The organism is Abditibacteriota bacterium, from assembly GCA_017552965.1.
Taxonomy (GTDB): domain Bacteria; phylum Armatimonadota; class UBA5829; order UBA5829; family UBA5829; genus RGIG7931.
On record JAFZNQ010000030.1, the window covers coordinates 1 to 19,472 of the forward strand.

A 19,472-nucleotide genomic window follows, 5' to 3' on the forward strand; every position below is an offset into this window, starting at 1 on the left:
AAGATGCAGGTTTTCCCGGAGCGTAAAACGGCCTCTCGCCCCCCTCCTCTTCAACTCGTCCGCATATCCTTCCAGAGCGCAGTGCAGCTCTTCGTCAAACAGTATGGCCGCAAACAGCCGCATATCGATCCTCCCGGCGGCGCTGCGTGCGCCGGCGCTCTGCCGCGCCCCGCCGCCACTCCATTATAACATACTTTCCGCCGGGGTTTTCGCTTCGCCTTTGTCCCGTTCAATATCCTGTCATTTCGGAGAAGGGATGCCTTTCGCGGGCGCGTTGCGCCCGCGAAAGGCATAATAAAAATATTGTGCCTCGGCAGGCGCAGCGCGCCTGCCGAGGCACACTAACGCGAGCCAGTATCAGCGTGGTGGATGGGGCGCAGCCTCTTCTGCGACCGGGCGGTCCGTTTTCCTCTGCAAAGCCGCAGGCTTTGCGCGGAAAGGCGCGTTGCGGCAGGCCGAAAGGCCTGCCGCAACGCTTTATTATTTATTCCTTTGCGGCGGCGCGGAAATGATCAGAGCTGCCGACACTGTGACGAACACGCGCATTTATTTGTAAGAGGGTTCCTTTCTCTGGTCGGCGTTGAAATCCCAGGCGAGTAAGCGGCAGACGCCTTGCTTTTTGTTCAATTCATAACCCACACCATTGTACCACACAACAGAAGCGCGGGATTTTTGGTGGTTTGGAACATCGATCTCTATGCCATCTATATTTCTGTCACACTCTTCTTTTGTCAGCTTGATCTTCCAATGAGTCAGACAGCCGTTAGGATATTCTATTCTTGCAATGTTGTCGGTCAGCATTCGTCCGGACATTTCCTTGTCGGCACGCTTTGCCTCATAAGGATAATCTGCTCCGGTAAACGGCTTGACATAGTAATCCGAAACGCGCTTCCCACCTTCAAAACTGACATAATCAACTCCGCCGTTGCTTAATACCACATATCCATTGCCGCTTCTCGTCACATCCAGAAAGCTTCTCCGGGCAGACACCCAGACAGTTTTGCCTCCGTCTTTAAGGACTTCCAGGTTGTCCAGATAAACTGCTCCTTTAAAGCGATAAGTCTTGTTTTCATACTCACGGGCCTGATCCGAAATATCATACGTATCCAAAGAAAAGCCATCGCTCAAAACCCTGTGATCGACCAGCGCATGTTTTTTTGCAAAGAGAGAATCATCATCGAGATACAGCCGGGTAAAATAATCAATATGCTTATTCCTGATATCATCATAATAGGCCACTATACCCTGCTCATGTTCACGATCATAATATAAATCGTGTTCATACTCGGTATAAGTGTCGTATTCCATTATAAAGGTAGAATATATCCTGATATCCGGAATATGCTTGGGCAGTGCTTCCTTGTAACTGTATATGTCGAGCTTGTGGCCCATTGAGTCCGTTCCGATAGAGACCACTCCCGTTTTCAGACTGCCTCCCCCGGATTCAACTGAAAAAACGCCAGTCGTCAGCAAAAACGCAGCAGATATAAAGCATATAGCTGCAACAACAAATAACCTGGTCATTTTACTCAACATCCTCCCATGTAAAACAATATTCATCTAATTTGTCTCCTGATACGGTCTTTTCTTGTCCGCTCGAATCATAATAAACTAACTTCAGATACTTCCTTGCAAACTCCGTTTTAGTGAAACACATAGCAGAACCGCAGCTTGCATCACAATAAAAGGCGTTTACCGTATTGATATAATGAAGATTAAATCCTGAATCAACACGTGTTCCGCCTTGGTACTCGCTGGACATTTGACCTATTCCTACATCAATAGGCGGGTTGCTGCTTATAACCTCCCCTTGGTAAATAATAACATATTCATTTTGATCATTAAGCCCCTCGTAATTATTCGGCCTGACACGGAGTTCACCAGATGCCAATCCCATAACAGCGCATAGTTTGTTAATAAAATCAGACCATGCGTTACACCTGCCGTCACGGCAATGTATCAACAATTCTGCGGTGTCTATGTTGAATTGTCTTGCTTCCGTTCCCCAATATTTAAACGCGTCGCCGCCGTCTTCCCTTATGAGATGCAGGCTCCGGACCTTTTCCCACACAGCATTTCTCACATCGCTGTCTGTACTCAGCCCTCTTGCCGCTCCGCAGCTCAGATCCACCAGAGTGTGATAGGGTATAGGAACGGACGTCACGTCTCCGCGGATAGCATACACCTTGTGCTTCGTCTCGCCTATATCAATGGCGCTGCCCCCGTTTATCGGGATCAGCCTCCAGCGAATACGGACGTCCTTGCAATAGACGGCGTTGAACATGCTTCCCTGAAAGCCGCTTCCGTCTATCACCCCGTTTGAATCGGTAAAGGTCGAAACGGACACGTTCAGCATCCCGTTATCCGCAACGGCGTTCAGATAATAATCCGAAGGAGAGTAGGTCACCTGGTCGCCGTGGCTGATCTTTACGTTCTGAATAACAAAGTAGCCGCCGGTCCTGTAAAGGAGAGGCCTGTTCACGTCGGTATAAGTAACGGGGCCTGGCTTGTCATCTGCCTCGCCGTCATACGGAGAAGAGTTGTCCTGCCACTCCACAGCATCATACAGAGCATAGCTGCCGGTCCACCAGCCGCTGAGGTCACCGTCAGTATTTGTGCCGCCGTTTACCTGTCTCACAGCAAAGCCGCCCTCCGACTGCAGCTTCTTGACAGCAAGGATCTGTGTCATTCCGCCAGCTGTCGCTTTGAGAGAGATCACATACTGCCTTGCATTTATATCGCCGGCCGGTTTTTTAAAGTATATGTATTGAGGAGCGGTCGCTGCGCTCCAGGTCTTTGTGTTGGCTGCCCCGGTGATCACTGACTGACAGGCGCTGTCTTCATACAGACAGGAATCGGTCCCTTCCCACTCCACGCTTATGGACAAACAGGAAAGATTGGGCAGAGGCGAAGGAGAATAGGTCAGACTGATGGGAACAGCCGTATTATTATTACATGGGAGTATTCTGGCCTGCTCGGTAAAATCGACTATATACAGCTTGTAATCAAAAGACCCATTAGTATCTGCCACGGTGCCGCTGCAGCCCTCGGGGACCTCGCCCAAATCATAATAACTGCAGGTTATATCATATTTGTCCACAGGAGCCCTGTAATAATTTCGGGTGAGTACCCTGTAAGGAGCAAAGCTGTAGCGTGTAGTCTCGTATGCGTGAGGATAAACAGGATCGCCGTTGAAGGAATACCGATACTCGCTGTCAAGACTGAAAGGGGTGTAATAATTGTTTAAGACAGAATAATCGGTGTCTGCAAAATTAACAAGCTCATCCGTATTGCCGTCCCTGGGGATGACCAGATTGTAATGTCCGTTGTCAGATGACACTTTAAGTCCGGCAAAAGAAGTGAACTTTTGGTCCAGCGGCCAGAACAGATCGCCGCTATAAGGCAGACAAATAAACACGCCTCTCGCTATTTTTTCTGCCAAAGTGCCCGAGGGCCCCGGCTGAACAGGAGAATACTCGGCGTAAGGCTGCAGCTGACACCAAGCGCACACCTGCAGCAAAAATGTCAGCGCAACGGCCAAGCCTATCGCCGGAACTTTCGGCGGACCGTGTTTTAGCTTTTTATCATAATACAGTTTCATCTTTGGCCTCCGTCAAATAGTATTTAGCTAATTATATAATATTCTCATTTTTTTGTCAAGCGTCACATTGTTTTTTTGCAGAAAATCCCGGGGCTTGCGGCTTCCTCTCCGGCGCTCCGCCTTTGTCCCGTTCATCACTAACATCATATCGGCGACAAGCCGCCCCGCGTCATCTCGGCGGTGAGGGCAAAGGGCACTCACCGGTAAGATATCCCGAACAACAGAGCCGCCTGCCCCCGCCACTGTCAGACCCACAGGGACAAAGTGATCGTCCACCCGCGAGGAGGCATCCTGCCGCAGGAAAAATTGCTTTGGGCGGGCGCGGGAGCGCCCGCCCAAAGCAATTAATAATTGTGATGCGTCGGCAGGCGCAGAGCCCCTGCCGACGCATCACAAACGCGCACCGAGATGACGAGAAGAACTGTCTCAACCGGCGAAATGACTGGGCCCCCGCAAAATCGTGAGATGTTGTGGGGTATAATGACGGGGTCCCGACCGCCGGTGCTCCTCTCCGCCTTATACGGCCCCCCGGCCTACGGCCGTCGGTGCCCCCACAGACCACCCCAAAAAATCTGCGATTTTTAGGGGACCCCGGGATCTCTTACCGGTGAGGGCGTTCTGCCCTCACCGCCGAGATGACGCGGGGTTCCACCGGGATGACGCGGGATTGGCAGGATGACGCGGAGGGGTGCGCCGGGATGACGTGTCTCCGCCCGCCGGGGAGGGCCTGAAAAAATATATATATTTTTTTCGGGCTCAGGGCAAAAGCCCTCCCGATTGTGTTAAAATACTTATGAACCGCGACAGCGGAACAGTATATTGACTGCGAGGTTAGTTATGTCATTAGATTCAACCCTCTATACCCTCAGGCAGAGTATAGAGGCGTCAAAGGAAGCGAACAGCGCTCCCGTCCGGCGGATCATGCTGGAAATAGGCTTTGCCAAGGGCTTTATGGACGCTCTGGGCAAGCCCGAATGGTCGGAAGTGATAGCCTCTGCCTGCTCCGAGCTGACGGACGCTCTGGGCAAGGGCTGCATTTCCTGCGACGCGGTCGGCAGGGTGGAAGACATCCTGGCGCCCATAGGCAAGGAGGCCAAGAACTACAAGGTGCACTGTCTGGGCCACGCCCATATAGACATGAACTGGATGTGGTCCTGGCCCGAGACTGTGAACAACGCCCACGACACCTTTTACACCGTGGACAAGCTCATGGACGAGTTTCCCTCAGCCAAATTCGGCCAGAGCCAGGTGTCTCTCTACAAGGCCATGCAGGACCACTTCCCCGCCCTGGCGGACAAGATACGCAAGAGGATCAAGTCCGGCAACTGGGAGTGCACTGCCTCCAACTGGGTAGAAGGCGAAAAGAACAACGTGGCCGGCGAATCCCTGGCCCGCCATATGCTCTACAGCCGCCGCTATCTGAAAAAGTATTACGGTCTGGAGCCCGAGGACGTAAAGGTGGACTGGTCCGCCGACATATTCGGCCACGCCTCCACCATCCCCTCCATCATGACCAAGGGCGGAGTCACCCGCTACTATCACTCCCGCCCCTACGATCAGCCCGACCTCTTCATATGGAAGTCAAAGGACGGCAGCGAGCTGCTGGCCCTCCGGGATCCCGGCGGCTACAGCGGCGACATCGACCAGAGCATGTTTGACTGCTTCAACGCCCACATCAAGAACAATCACGGGTTCGGAGTCCGTGACTTCATGTGGTGCTACGGCTGGGGCGACCACGGCGGCGGCCCTACCAGAGCCCAGATCAAAAAGCTCATAGAGTTCAAAGACTATCCCATTCTGCCTCAGGTGGACTTTTCCACCAGCAACGAATACTATTCCGCTATAGAAAACACCGTGGACCGGGCCAAGCTCCCCGTCATAGAGGAGCAGCGCAACTTCGTGTTCGAAGGCTGCTACACCAGCCAGGCCAACGTGAAATACGCCAACCGCATCTCCGAGGCAGAGCTGCCTTCTGCCGAGACTCTGGCGGTCCTGGCGGGAGCCGTGTCCGGCTACGAATATCCCCAGGCCCTTTTTGAAGACGCCTGGCAGCGGATGCTGTTCAGCCAGTTCCACGACATATTCCCCGGCTCCGGCGTGCGGGCCACCTACGCCTACGCTCAGCACAATTTCCAGGAGGTCATGACAGCCACCTCCTCGGTGAAGAATCAGGCCATACGCCTCATCAGCCAGAATATTGACACGGCCTCTCTGGTGGCCGGAGCCAAGGCCGGCAAGATAGGCGACGACCTGGGCGCGGGGGCTGCGGAGCACGGCAGGCAGATGTCCGGCTATACCGTTATGCCCCACCCCGGCTGCAACACTCTGGCCTATGACTCCTTCGGCGCCACCACCCTGGGGCTTTCCGGCGAGGGCGCCGCTCCCATCCTGGTTTACAACCCCAAGCCCTGGAAGCGCTCCCAGACGGTCCACGCCAAGGTGTGGAACAAGCAGGCCGACCGCAACAACGTATTTGCCTACGACGCCTCGGGCAGCAAGGTCAAATGCCAGCACATAGAGCGCTGCGGCTACAACGGCCACTACTACGATGACTTCGTCTTCGAGGCCAAAGACATCCCCGCTCTCGGCTACAAGGTCTATGTCTTCGACACGGGCGACTCCATCGAGGCCGACCCCAACGCCCTGTCCATCAAGAGCGACGTGGGCGACAAGTTCCTGCGGGGCGACGGACAGCCTCCCATGAACGGCGAATACATCATCGAAAACGAATATCTGAAGGTCACTGTGGACGCGGTCAGCGCCTCGGTGGTCAGCGTCATAGACAAGGAGACCGGCTTCAACTACGTGAAGCCCGGCTGCAAGCTGGGCCTGGTGGAATATCAGGAAGAGACTCCCAACAACATGCCTGCCTGGAACCTGTCTCCCGTCAAGACCCGCAGACCTCTTGCGGACGGCAATTTCCGCATCCTGAAGAACGGGCCCAACCTCATCACCCTGAGGGCGGAATTCAAGGTCAACAAGTCCTTCGTGGCGGTGGACACCAGCCTGACCAAGGGCAGCCGCAAGGTGGACTTCACCGTGCGCACCCGCTGGTTTGAGATAGGCGACGGCCAGAAGGGCATCCCCACCCTGCGGGCCTACTTCCCCACGGGCTTTGCGGGCGGCAAATTCCGCTACGAGATCCCCTTCGGCTACGAGGAGAGAGAGCAGTCCGCTCAGGAGATCCCCGCTCTGAAGTGGGTCAGCCTGTCCGACGACAAGCACAGCGTGACCCTGGTCAACAAGGCCAAGCACGGCCACCGCTGCCAGGACGACACTCTCAGCCTGACCCTGCTCCGGTCCAGCTACGCTCCGGATCCCTATCCCGAGACCGGCGACCACGAGATCGAATACTCTGTGGTGTTTGACAACAAGCCCTTTGACGTCACCCGCGCAGTGCGGGAAGGCGAGAACTTCAACAATCCTCTGACTCCGGTGTCGGCCCCCGTTCAGGCAGGCTCGCTGCCGGCGGAAAAGAGCTTTGGCAGCATCCTCTCCGACAACGTCAACGTGGCGGCCATCAAGAAGACCGAAGACGGCTCCGGGACCCTCATCCGCATCTATGAACTCTGCGGCAGGGACGGCCGGGTACAGATAGACGTTTCGGGCATCTGCCCCGGCGCTGCGGCGGCTTACGAGGCGGACATGCTGGAAAGACAGGCAGACACGAGCACGGCCGTGGTGGAAAAGGGCATCCTGTCCCTGGACCTGAAGGCCTGGGCCAACACTACCGTGATTATAAAATAAGGATACGAACATGTCATTAGATTCTACATTATATACTCTGAACAAGTATATAGACACGGTCAAGACCGACAAGTATTCCGGGCTTGGCAAGATAATGTTTCAGCTGGATTTTGCCAAAAACTTTATGCGGGCCATAAAGAAAGACAAGGAATGGACCCCCATACTGGAAAAGGCCGCCGAGCTGACCGGCCGGATAGCCGGTGAAGGCGGACAGGATTACGGCGAAGTCCTGGAAATCCTGGCGCCCATAGGCCGGGAAGCCAAGACCTACAAGATACACTGCATAGGCCACGCCCATATAGACATGAACTGGATGTGGTCCTGGCCCGAGACGGCCAACGACGCCCACGACACCTTTTACACCGTGGACAAGCTCATGGACGAGTTTCCCGAGGCCAAGTTCAGCCAGAGCCAGGTGTCTCTCTACAAGGCCATGCAGGACTATTTCCCCGCGGTGGCGGACAAGATACGCAAGAGGATCAAGTCCGGCAACTGGGAGTGCACAGCCTCCAACTGGGTGGAGGGCGAAAAGAACTGCGCCTCCGGCGAAGCCCTGTGCCGCCATATGCTCTACAGCCGCCGCTATCTGAAGAAGTATTATGATCTGGAGCCCGAGGACGTAAAGGTGGACTGGTCCGCCGATATCTTCGGCCATGCGGCCACCATCCCCTCCATCATGACCAAGGGCGGAGTCACCCGGTATTATCACACCCGGCCCTACGACAAGCCCGACCTGTTCATCTGGAAGTCCAAAGACGGCAGCGAGCTGCTGACCCTCCGGGATCCCGGCGGCTACAACGGCAACATAGACAAGAGTGTCTTTGACTGCTTCTGCCGCTACATCTCTGGCTGCTTTGAGCAGGGAGTCCGTGACTTCATGTGGTGCTACGGCTGGGGCGACCACGGCGGCGGCCCCACCAGAGTGCAGATCAAGAACCTGCTGGAATACAGAGACAATTATCCCATCCTGCCCCGGATAGATTTTTCCACTGCCGACGAGTATTATTCGGCCATAGAAAACTCCGTGGACAAGAGCAAGCTGCCCGTCATAGAAGAAGAGCGCAACTTCGTGTTTGAGGGCTGCTACACCAGCCAGGCCAACATCAAATACGCCAACCGCTACAGCGAGATAGAGCTGCCCTCTGCGGAGACCCTTTCCCTCATAGCCGGCAAGGCTGCGGGGACCGAGTATCCTCAGGAGCAGTTCGAAGCGGCGTGGCAGCGGGCCCTGTTCAGCCAGTTCCACGACGTGTTCCCCGGCTCCGGCGTGAGGGCCACATACAATTACGCCCAGGGTTCCTTCCAGGAAGTGATGACCACCACCTCCGCCGCTCAAAACCAGAGCTTCAGAGACCTGGGAGCCCGGCTGGCCACCAAGACCCTGGTGGACAAGGCCAAGGCCGGCAGCATCGGCGATTCCTTCGGCGCAGGCACGGCAGAGCACGGCAAGCTGCAAAGCGGCTTTGCCACCAGCCCCTCGCCCGCGACCAACACCCTGCAGTATGACGCCTACGGCCCCACCACCGCGGGCATGTCCGGCGACAGCGCCGCTCCCATCCTGGTTTACAACCCCAAGCCCTGGAAGCGGTCCGAGCTGGTCACCGTCAAGGTGTGGAACAAAAAGCTGGACGTGAACAACGTGTTCGTGTATGACGAGGCGGGCAACAAGGTCAGGGCTCAGTTCGTGGACCACTGCGACTTTTATTGGTTCCACAAATACGACGCCTTTGTGTTCGAGGCCAAAGACATCCCCGCTCTGGGCTACAAGGTCTTCGTGGTGGATACCGGCGACAGCATCGAAGCGGACCCCGACGACCTCAAGTGCTACACCGACGTGGGCGACAAGAGCTTCCGCGGCGACGGACAGCCCCCCATGGACGGCTGCTACACTCTGGAGAACAAGTATCTCCGGGTCAAGGTGCACGCCCCCAGCGCCTCTCTGGTCAGCGTCATAGACAAGGAGACCGGCTTTGAATACGTGAAGCAGGGCGCCAAGCTGGGCGTGGTGGAATATCAGGTGGAGGCCCCCAACGGCATGCCCGCCTGGAATCTGTCCCCCATCAAGACCCGCAAGCCTCTCGAAGACGGCAACTTCAGGATATTCAAAAACGGGCCCAATCTGGTGACCATCAGAGCCGAGTTCAAGGTAGAGGACTCCGTGGTGTGTCTGGACACCTCTCTCGGCAAGAACTCCCGCAAGGTAGATTTCGTCTGCCGCACCCGCTGGTTCGAGGTGGGCGACGGTCAGAAGGGCATCCCCACCCTGCGGGCCTACTTCCCGGCCAACTTCATGGGAGGGGCTCTGCATTACGAGATACCCTTCGGCGCCATGGAGAGGATACAGTCGGCCCAGGAGGTCCCCGCTCTCAAGTGGATGAACCTCTCCGGCAAGGACAAGTCCGTCACTCTGGTGAACCGGTCCAAATACGGACACCGGTGCCAGGACGACACCATCAGCCTGACTCTGCTCCGGTCCAGCTACGCTCCGGATCCCTATCCCGAGATGGGCGACCACGAGATAGAATACAGCATGGTGTTTGACGACAAGGCCTACGACCCGGTCAAGGCCGTGAGAGACGGCGAAGACTTCAACAACCCCGTGAAGATAGTGTCCGTGCCCGTTCAGGACGGCGACCTGCCCACCTGCAAGAGCTTTGGCGCTGTCCTCACCGACAACGTGAACATAGCCGCCCTGAAGCCCTGCGAAAGCGGCGAGGGCATGGTGATCAGGCTCTACGAGCTCTGCGGCAAGGACACCAAGGCAGAGATCTGCCTGTGCGGACTGGCCGAAGACGCCAAGACCGCATACGAAGCGGACGTGCTGGAGCGGCCTCTGCCCGCAAACACCGCCGCCATCGAAGGCGGCAAGCTCACGGTAGAGCTGAAGGCTTACAGCAACACCACGGTCATCATCAAATAGACCCGGCATGGGTGAAGCGCAGTAATATAGTGATCGGGTACACACCGAAGCGCCGTATTACTGCACTTCTTTTTATATAACTACATCGGAGAAATATCATGGAAAAAAGGGCTATCCTGCCTATATCAAATCAGGTATTTTCGAAGCTGAATCAGATACAGCAGCGCTATTCGGACCTGCGGTATGAGAAGCTGTGCGAAGTGCCTATGCAATACACAGAGCTGAAGGACATCCACTACAGACAGGCGCCTCTCGGGGAGCCGGGAGTGGAGTTCGCCGACGCCCCCAAGGGCACCAAGTGGGGCGGAGACTGGATCACCGCCTGGTTCTGCGGCAGCTTCACGGTGCCGGCGGCGGCCGCCGGACGCAAGCTGTTCGTCCGGGCCAACACGGACGGCGAATCCCTGTTCATAGCCAACGGGGAATACAAGGGAGTCTTTGACGTCAATCATCCCGTGCGTCTGGTGACCCTCTGCGCCCGGGAAGGGGAAAAGATAGACCTGGCCTTTGAGGCCTATTCGGGCCACTTCTGCCCCAACTGCATGCCCACGGACGCCCCCACCTACGTTCAGGACAAGTGCAAGACCTTCGGCGGCACCGAGCTGCTGCTGGAACGGGAGGACGTCAGCGAGTTCGTCTATGACTTCATGACCCTGCGGATGCTGCTCACTGCCATGGACCCCAACTCCCTCAGAAGAAACGTGATCCTGCGGGAGCTGGTGAAGGTGTACAACATAGTGGACATGTATCCCGACGAAAAGGGCGAAGCCTCCTGGCGCCCCAAGCTGCGGCAGGCTGACGCCATCCTGAAGGAGCAGCTGTCCAAAAAGAACGGCGACACCATGCCCTATATGGGCATAGTGGGCCATTCCCACATGGACACGGCCTGGCTGTGGCCCTCCCGGGAGACCTGGCGCAAGTGCGCCCGCACCTTCTCCTCGGCCCTGAGCCTCATGGACGAATATCCCGAGTTCATCTTTGTCCAGTCCTCCCCGGCCCAGACCGAGAAGATCAAGGACCTGTATCCCTCCATATTTGAGGGCATACAGAAGAGAGCCGCCGAGGGCCGCTACGAGTCCAACGGAGGAATGTGGGTGGAGCCCGACTGCAACATACCCTCCGGCGAAGCCCTGGCCCGTCAGCTCATCATGGCCCAGAAATACACCATGAAGTGGTTTGGCTACAAGGCCAACACTCTGTGGATGCCCGACGTGTTCGGCTACAGCGGCTCCCTGCCCCAGCTCCTGCAGCTGGCGGACATGCCCTATTTCTGCACCACCAAGATAGCCTGGAACGACACCACCCGCCATCCCTATGACACCTTCACCTGGAAGGGCATAGACGGCACCTCGGTGCTGTCCCACTTCAACATCATACACTGCTGGCCCAGCCCCGACACCTTCATAGGCACCTGGAACAACCTGAAGAACAAGGACAATCAGGACCGGCGGCTGGTCTCCTACGGCTACGGCGACGGAGGCGGCGGCCCTATGGCGGAGATGATAGAGGTGGCCCGGCGCTGCGCCGACCTGGAAGGCTGCCCCACCTCCTCCCACACCACCGTGGGAGCCTTTATGGACTCCCTGGCCGAAAGGGAAGAGCCCTTCCCCGTCTGGTCCGGCGAGCTGTATCTGGAATGCCACAGAGGCACCCTCACCTCCATATCGGCCATCAAGAAGAACAACAGGCGCGCCGAGTTTGCCCTGAGGGCGGCGGAACTGGCCGGAGTCATCGCCGAGATGAAGACCGGAGCCGCCTATCCCGCCGACAGGCTGGAGGAAATGTGGAAGACCCTCCTCATGAACCAGTTCCATGACATTCTGCCCGGCTCCTCCATCAAAGAGGTCAACGACCAGGCCATAGCCGAGGTGGGCGAAGTCATACAGGGAGCCGACGCCATTACGAAGGGCGCCCTGACAGAGCTGTCCTCCCCCTGCGAGGACTCCCTGAGCCTCTTCAACACCCTCAGCTGGCCCAGAGAGGGCGAGATAGTCCTGGAGTCCGCACCCGAGGGCATGGTGCCCGCCGACGGCAGCTGCTGCCAGCGTATAGAGGGCATAGACGGCAAGTCCCGCCTGGCGATCTGCGGCCCCTCCGTTCCCGGCATGGGAGCCGCCGACATAGCCCTCAGGAAGGGCGACGCGGCCTTTGCCTCTCCCTTTGTCTGCTCCGGCAGCGTAGTGGAGACCCCCTTCGCCACTGTCACCTTTGACGACAACGGAGCCATCTGCTCCTTCATAGACAAACCTTCCGGCAGAGAGCTGGTCCCCGAGGGCGGCCTGCTGAACTCCTTCATGTCCGGCGAGGACGTGCCCGAAGCCTGGGACAACTGGAACATAGACGTGGACCAGGCCAACAAGATGAGCCCGGATTACTCGCTCATCTCTTCGGAGACCGTGGCGGACGGCCCTCTGCAGCTGCGCATCCGCAACCGCTGGAAGGTGGCCGGCGCCTCCTATATAGATCAGGACATAGTGTTTCACTCCGCCACTCCCAGAGTGGACTTTGACACCAGGGTGGACTGGCACGAAAAGCACACCCTGCTGAAGGCCTCCTTTGACCTGGACATACTGTGCGACAATTCCAGGAGCGAGATACAGTACGGCTTTGCCGAAAGGCCCACTCACAAGAACCAGCTGGACGACGTGGCCCGGTTTGAGGTGTGCAACCACAAGTGGAGCGACCTCAGCGAGACCGGCTTCGGCTGCGCTCTCATCAACGACTGCAAGTACGGCCTCAGCGCGGAGGAAAAGAACCTGTCCCTCACCCTGCTGAAATCGGGCACCCATCCCGACCCCAGGGGAGACAACGGCGAACACTTCTTCCGCTATGCCCTGCTGCCTCACGGCGCTTTCTCGGCAGAGAGCGTCATCCGCCCCGCCTACGAGTTCAACGAGGCCCCCGTGGAAACGCCGGGCGTCCGGGCAGAGGCGGCGGGGCTGCTCTCCGTGAGCAAGCCCAACGTGATCGTGGAAGCAGTCAAGAAGACCGAGGACGGCAGCGGCATCACCGTCCGCATGTATGAGGCCGAGAAGACCGGCGTCTGCTGCGACCTTGAGTGCGGCTTTGACTTTGCCTCCGCCAGCATCACCAACCTGCTGGAGGAAGAGCTGGAGCCCGCCGCCGCCGACGGCCGCACGGTGCATCTCTCCTTCCGGCCCTTTGAGATCAAGACGCTGGTATTCCGGCTCTGACAGACACACGGGGCTCCGGCAACGGAGCCCCGAAAGGATATATATGCTGAAGACTACACTTATCACCGCCGGTCCTTTTGAGACCAACACCTACGTATTGCAAAACACCGACACGGGCGATGCGGTCCTGGTGGACCCCTGTTGCGACTTTGACCGGGTGACGGACATAGTTGACCGCGAGCTGCAGGCCCGGGTGCAGGCCATACTCATCACCCACGGACATTTTGACCACAATTTCGGCGCGGGCTTTTTTGAAGACAAATATGCTGTCCCCGTGTATATGAACCACCGGGACATAGAGCTCGTGGAGATGCTGAAGCCCAAGGCCCTCATGTGGGGCTTTGCGGAAAGTGATTTCAGACAGCCCTCCCGTTACACGGACCTGCGGGATGGGGACCGGCTGGAGCCGGGAGGCATCGGGATACGGGTGCTGGAGGCCCCGGGGCACTCCCGGGGGAGCCTGGTGTACGTCACGGACGCCGGAGCCTTTTGCGGCGACGTGATATTTCGCCTGTCCATAGGCAGATACGATTTTGAAGGAGGCAACAGAGAGGAGCTGATGGAGAGCATCTCCTCCAAGATCCTCACCCTGCCCGACGACACGCCCCTCTATCCCGGCCACGGCGAGGTGACCACCGTGGGCTTTGAAAGGCTCGCCAACCCCTATATCAGGGACTGTATCTCTTGAAAAGCGCCGCAAAAAGCATTATAATTATAGTGTAGATACACATCTCTGCGCACAGAGACACCGACAGGAGTACATTGTGGTTTATCCCGGCGACTTAAAAATATTCAGCGGTACCGCTCATCCCCAGCTGGCAGAGGATATTGCCGACAAACTGGGTATATCGGTGGGCAAGACAGTGATCAAGAGATTTTCCGACGGCGAGTGCTACGTCCGTTTTGAAGACTCCGTCAGAGGCGTGGACGCCTTTGTGGTCCAGCCCACCTGCCCTCCCGACGTTGACAAAAACTACATGGAGCTGCTCATCATGCTGGACGCTCTCAAGCGGGCGTCGGCGGCCCGGATAACCTGCGTCATGCCCTACTACGGCTACGCCTGTCAGGAAAAGAAGGACGCTCCCAGAGAAGCCATCTCCGCCAAGCTGGTGGCCGACCTGCTGACCACCGCAGGAGCAGACAGAGTGGTGTCCATGGACCTCCATGCCGGAGCCATCCAGGGCTTTTTCAACATACCTGTCGATCATCTGACCGCCATCCCTCTCTTTTCCAACTATTTCATCGAGAAACAGCTGGACAACATCATATTCATCTCACCGGACGAAGGCCGCGCCAAGCACACCAGACAGATATCCAGCCGGGTAGGCGCCCCTCTCGCCGTGTGCTACAAGTTCCACCCGGACCACATGGAGACCTCCATATCCCACCTGGCCGGCGACGTAAAGGGCAAGATACCCATCATCACCGAGGATATGATCCGCACCGGCGGCTCCATCAACGAGTGCGTGGACACCCTGCTCGAAAACGGCTGCAAGCCGGAGATATACGTGGCGGCCACCCACGGCCTCTTTACGGGCAATTGCTTCGAGAAGCTGGACCGGCCCGAGATCAAGGAGATCATCACTCTGGACACCATACCCAGAAAGCCCGAGGCTCCCGAAAAGTTCAAGACCATCAAGTGCGGTCCCATCCTGGCTGACGCCATCAGCAGGATACACAGCAACGTGCCCATCACCAGCCTGTTCAAATAAGATCAGCGCCGGCAAACCACGGGGTTTGCCGGCTTTTTCTGTCATGCCACAGCTCTTGTCAGCCCTGCACTATCTGCGGGATCACATTTTCTTTCCCACCCACTGCGCCGTCTGCGGCAGGACGAGCCAAAGCCCCGTCTGCCCGGACTGCGAAAAGTATCTGGACTTCATAGAGCCCCCCTGCTGCGAACTGTGCTCCGGCACCCTCCGGGGCGGAGACGGGAATATATGCGCCTCCTGCGCCGCCCTGCGCCCCCGCTTTGTGCGCCTCACCTCCGCCGCAGCCTACAACGCCGCCACCGCCAGGATAGTCAAGAGAGCCAAATATGCGGGAGCGTATATGTATGTGGACTACATGGCGGAGCAGATAGACAGGAGATGCTTTTTCCCCCGGGGCGCGGAGCTGGTCACCTGTGTGCCCATGCACCTGAAGGAACGGCTCACCAGGACCTACGACCACAATCTGCTGCTGGGGAAGCTGGTGGCCCGCAGGAGGGGGCTGGACTTTGAGAGCCTGTTTGACAAGGTGTCCTTTTCCAAAAACCAGGCTTCCATAGGCGGAGAGGACCGGGAGAGGATAGCCAATATAGCCGGCACCTTCAGGGTCCGCCCCGGGGTCTCCGGGACACTGAAGGGCAAAAAGATAGTCGTGTGCGACGACGTCACCACCTCCGGCGCCACCATGAACGAGCTGGCGCGGCTCCTGTCCGAAGAAGGGGCCCGGGTGTGGTGCGTCACCTTTGCCAACTCGGGCTACGCCCCGCGGCACGGCCATATACTGCTGCTTTAGAGGACGTTTTCCAAAAAATCGGTGACCGCGGCGGAGCCGTCTCTGTATTCGCACACTGCCAGATCCACGGACACAAAGGAGTCTCCCAGACCGTGCACGTAGAGAAACTCGGCGCAGGTCTCCCTGAGAGCCTCCATTTTTTTGCGGCCCATGGACTCCTCCACCCTCACCCGGGACCCGGCCCGGCGGCAGCGGACCTCCACAATGTGCACCGTGTCCCCCTTGCGGCATATGATATCCAGCTCCCCCTTGCTGCCGTACCAGTTGCGGTAGAGCACCTCATAGCCCTGCAGGACCAGCCATTCCGCGGCGGCGTCTTCCCCGGCGCGGCCCATGGTCTTTTTGTCGGCGTCCATCTACAGTCCCTCCAAGAGTCCCGGGGCCAGCAGGCTCCTGACAGGCTCAAAGCTCTTGCGGTGACAGGGCAGGACCCCGTAGCGCCTGATGGCTTCCAGGTGCTGCCTGGTGCAGTAGCCCTTGTGTCCGGCGAAGCCGTATGCCGGATATTTTGCGTCCAGCTCATACATGATCCTGTCACGGGTCACCTTGGCTATGATGGAGGCGGCGCCGATGCTCTTTATCAGGCTGTCTCCCTTGACTATGGCCTCGTGCTCCACGGGCAGGCCCTTCACGGGCAGTCCGTCCACCAGAGCGAGAGCCGGCAGCGCGGGCAGGCCTTCCAGCGCCAGGGCCATGGCCCGATGGGTGGCGCGGAGGATGTTCAGCCTATCTATCTCCTCCGGCTCCACTATGCCCACCCCCACGCCTTCGGCCATGGCGTAGATGCGGTCATAGAGGGCTTCCCGGCGTTTTTCAGTCAGGGCCTTGGAGTCGTCTATGCCTTCCGTGTCCGCGTCCGGGGGCAGTATGACCGCGGCGGCCACCACGGGACCCGCCACGGGCCCCCTGCCCGCCTCGTCAACTCCCGCCACGGGATATATGCCCCGGGCCCTCAGGCTGTTTTCGTATTCCATGGGCTTTCCTTTTCTCTGAGATATGTCCGTCATTTGCTCCCCTCCCCCGGACCAAAAGCGAAGCCGCCGCGGTCCATGGCCCCCAGGAGGAACTCTGTCAGCTGCACGCTGTTCACGATGGCGTCATAACAGATGTCCGGGCACAGACCGGCTATGTCCTCCGGCGACATGGTCTCAAAAAAATCCTCCGGCAGGTCACAGCTGACGCTGCCGCCGCCTTTGTTGCCGGCAGAGGAACCGGCGCAGGAATTGTCCATATCCACGAAGGGGCTCCCTGCGGGGGAAAAGCAGAGGGTGACCACGTCTCTGCCTGCCCGTGAGGAATAGTCACCCGCGTCGGCAATGACTATATCCCTGTGCATAAAGCCCAGACCGTATTCCCGGGCAAACTCTTCGGCATAGGAATCCCACCGGCCGCGGACCACAGTCCCGTTTGCCCGCAGCAGCTCCCGGGCAGCCTCAGACATACCTATATGTGTGACAGTGTCGTCCGCGATCAGCTCCTTCAGGGTGAGGAACACGTCCAGAAAACCCGGCTCCAGCCCCGTGACGCCCGGCCGCAGGATCAGGGATACAGGCCGGGGATCCCCGATGAAATCTTCCTTTTTATAGAGGAGTATATCGGCCGGCCCTGCAACGCCCTCGCCCGTAACGCTGATGCCTCTGTAATATCTTCTGTTTGTCCCGCCGACCAGCATGCCGGCACCTCCGAATATGCTTTTCTGTTGGCTGCCGCAGGCAGCGCCATTATGAGTATAGCACATATGGACCCAAAAGGAGCGGCGGGAAAGCTTTTGTGCTATAATATAGACAGACCGGGGCGGCGAGCCGCCCCTGCCGCAAGATCACAAGGAGCAATATATGTTTACCGTTCACAGCGCGTCCACTCCCCGGGAGGAGCTGGCGCTGAAGAGATGCATGGCTTCCGCCTTCGGCCCCGGCAGCCTGGCGGGGGCCTCCGGACGGGTCGGCTTTATCAGCAAATATTTCGGCTCGGATTTTCTCGTTATCGCCGACACAGAGGACTGCGTTGCGGCCTCCGGGCTGTGCGCGGCGCCCTGCCCGGTGTATATAGACGAAGTGCCGGTGCCCCAGGCCTCCATAGGTCTGGTAGCCACCCGCGCCGCCTTCAGAAAACAGGGCATGGCGGAAGGGTGCCTCAGAGAGACCCACCGGCGGTTTCGGGACAGGGGCATACCCCTTTCCTGCCTGTGGCCCTTTGCCTACTTCTTTTATCGCAAATACGGCTGGGAAATAGGCGGCAGCGCTCTGGAATGCAGCGCCTCGCCGGAGGCCTTCGCAGACTGCGAGGCCGCCCCTCTGTTTTTTGAAAGCGGAGCCGACACGGAGAATATCATCGCCCTCCACGCCGGGAGCTTTTGCCGGTACAACGGCTCCAACGTCCGCAGCCGGTTTTGGTGGCGCGAATATCCCGACATGTTTGCCCGCGGAGGGCTGAAGGGAGCGTATATCAGAGACAGCAAGGGCTGCCCGTCGGCGGGCTGCATCTTCTGTGAGAGGGAAAGAGACGGCGTCCGGTATCTCCAGATACCCGAGATATACTACACCCGGCACTCCGACATGCGCCTGCTCATGGGTAGCCTGACCAAAGAGTATCCCGACACGGGCTTTGACTTCAGACTGCCGCCGGACACCGACTTTTTCCGCACTATGCCCGACCCCAGACAGGTCCGCCGCGCCCTCGTGTCCGGCCACATGCTCCGGGTCCACGACCCCGCCGGGGCCCTGGTCTGGCTGAAGCCGCGGAACAGCGGGACCCTGAGCTTTTCCATCGAGGACCCCTTTGAGGAGGAGCCCCACCGGTTTACCGTCACCTGGGACGGGCCCTGCCCCCGGATCGCCGGCTACACCGGGGTGAACCCGGTGGAGACGTCCATCGGCCTCTTTTCACAGCTCTACTGCGGCGCGGTAAAGCTCGGCCCGGACAACCGGCGGGACTACGTCTCCTGCAGCGAGGAAGCCGCCGGGCTCCTCAGGGACCTGATGCCCGTGAACGGAGCCTACAGAAGCAGCATGGACCCCGGGTAAGGGCAGAGAGCCCGCCGGGGCAGCTTGCCCTCCACTACGGAATAGTATTCTCCGGCTTCGGTCTTGAAGGCAGCGGCAAGGCTGAAGCCCTCCCAGCCGCCGCCCAGTCTGTCTATGATCACCGAGTCCACTCCGGCGGAGCCGGTGGCCATGGGCTCCACCGAGACGCACTGGGTCAGGTGTCCGTCAACTTTGATTCTGATTACTGCCATATCTTTTCCTTGTCAATAAAAACCCCCGCTCTCACAATGAGAGCGGGGTGTGTCCCTTGGGTGAATTATACTGTTGCGGCGTCGCTTATCCGCTGTATTTTTCGATGAAGGCTTCCACGTCGGCGACCAGAGCGTCATACTCGGCCTTGTATTTGCCGTATTTGTCCGGATTTTTCGAGATAGCGTTTTCTGCGACAACAATGGCATGCTCTATATGGGTAGATATTGGCCTTGGCGGAGATTCCTTTGGTTTTACTATTTTATACTGTAACT

General features: G+C 58.1%; 14 protein-coding genes. 7 read left to right on the plus strand and 7 right to left on the minus strand.

Annotation, left to right across the window (positions count from 1 at the left end; all coding sequences use genetic code 11):
* Positions 1–546 precede the first annotated feature (546 nt).
* The gene (locus tag IK083_03465) at positions 547–1,560 is read right to left on the minus strand and encodes a hypothetical protein (protein ID MBR4748615.1); all 1,014 of its coding nucleotides are present in this window, start codon (positions 1,558–1,560) and stop codon (positions 547–549) included.
* Complete coding sequence (locus IK083_03470; GenBank protein ID MBR4748616.1) at positions 1,526–3,601, minus strand: hypothetical protein; 2,076 nt, start codon at positions 3,599–3,601, stop codon at positions 1,526–1,528. The genes IK083_03465 and IK083_03470 overlap by 35 nt, the downstream gene beginning before the upstream one ends.
* An 837-nt stretch (positions 3,602–4,438) precedes the next feature.
* Here IK083_03470 and IK083_03475 point away from each other — a divergent pair.
* The 6 genes from IK083_03475 (at position 4,439) to IK083_03500 (ending at position 15,964) form a co-directional block, all read left to right on the plus strand.
* Positions 4,439–7,348: an alpha-mannosidase gene (locus IK083_03475; protein ID MBR4748617.1), complete on the plus strand. Its 2,910-nt coding sequence runs from the start codon at positions 4,439–4,441 to the stop codon at positions 7,346–7,348.
* A gap of 10 nt (positions 7,349–7,358) precedes the next feature.
* Positions 7,359–10,268: an alpha-mannosidase gene (locus tag IK083_03480; protein MBR4748618.1), complete on the plus strand. Its 2,910-nt coding sequence runs from the start codon at positions 7,359–7,361 to the stop codon at positions 10,266–10,268.
* A 98-nt stretch (positions 10,269–10,366) separates the two neighbouring features.
* Complete coding sequence (locus IK083_03485) at positions 10,367–13,462, plus strand: alpha-mannosidase (GenBank protein ID MBR4748619.1); 3,096 nt, start codon at positions 10,367–10,369, stop codon at positions 13,460–13,462.
* Between the two features lie 43 nt (positions 13,463–13,505).
* On the plus strand, positions 13,506–14,150 hold the full coding sequence (locus IK083_03490; protein ID MBR4748620.1) for an MBL fold metallo-hydrolase: 645 nt from the start codon (positions 13,506–13,508) through the stop codon (positions 14,148–14,150).
* A 76-nt stretch (positions 14,151–14,226) separates the two neighbouring features.
* Complete coding sequence (locus IK083_03495) at positions 14,227–15,174, plus strand: ribose-phosphate pyrophosphokinase (protein MBR4748621.1); 948 nt, start codon at positions 14,227–14,229, stop codon at positions 15,172–15,174.
* Between the two features lie 43 nt (positions 15,175–15,217).
* Positions 15,218–15,964, plus strand: coding sequence for a ComF family protein (locus tag IK083_03500; protein MBR4748622.1), 747 nt, complete (start codon positions 15,218–15,220; stop codon positions 15,962–15,964).
* Here IK083_03500 and IK083_03505 read toward each other — a convergent pair.
* Genes IK083_03505 through IK083_03515 form a run of 3 tightly spaced genes read right to left on the minus strand, consistent with a single transcriptional unit; the run spans position 15,961 to position 17,636 of the window.
* Positions 15,961–16,320, minus strand: a complete 360-nt coding sequence (locus IK083_03505; GenBank protein ID MBR4748623.1) for a YraN family protein — start codon at positions 16,318–16,320, stop codon at positions 15,961–15,963. The two genes, IK083_03500 and IK083_03505, sit on opposite strands and share 4 nt — an antisense overlap.
* Positions 16,321–16,971 carry a ribonuclease HII gene (locus tag IK083_03510; GenBank protein MBR4748624.1) on the minus strand — a complete coding sequence of 217 codons (651 nt, stop codon included), beginning with the start codon at positions 16,969–16,971 and terminating at the stop codon, positions 16,321–16,323.
* Entirely contained in the window at positions 16,968–17,636 is a 669-nt protein-coding gene (locus tag IK083_03515; GenBank protein MBR4748625.1) for a hypothetical protein, read from the minus strand. Before IK083_03515 ends, IK083_03510 begins: the two co-directional genes overlap by 4 nt.
* 163 nt (positions 17,637–17,799) lie before the next feature.
* Here IK083_03515 and IK083_03520 point away from each other — a divergent pair, with 163 nt between their 5' ends.
* The gene (locus IK083_03520; GenBank protein ID MBR4748626.1) at positions 17,800–18,987 is read left to right on the plus strand and encodes a GNAT family N-acetyltransferase; all 1,188 of its coding nucleotides are present in this window, start codon (positions 17,800–17,802) and stop codon (positions 18,985–18,987) included.
* Here IK083_03520 and IK083_03525 read toward each other — a convergent pair.
* Both IK083_03525 and IK083_03530 read right to left on the minus strand, forming a co-directional pair.
* The gene (locus IK083_03525) at positions 18,960–19,199 is read right to left on the minus strand and encodes a hypothetical protein (GenBank protein MBR4748627.1); all 240 of its coding nucleotides are present in this window, start codon (positions 19,197–19,199) and stop codon (positions 18,960–18,962) included. The genes IK083_03520 and IK083_03525 overlap by 28 nt on opposite strands.
* An 85-nt stretch (positions 19,200–19,284) precedes the next feature.
* A partial coding sequence (locus IK083_03530) for a hypothetical protein (GenBank protein MBR4748628.1) occupies positions 19,285–19,472 on the minus strand: 188 nt, incomplete at its 5' end.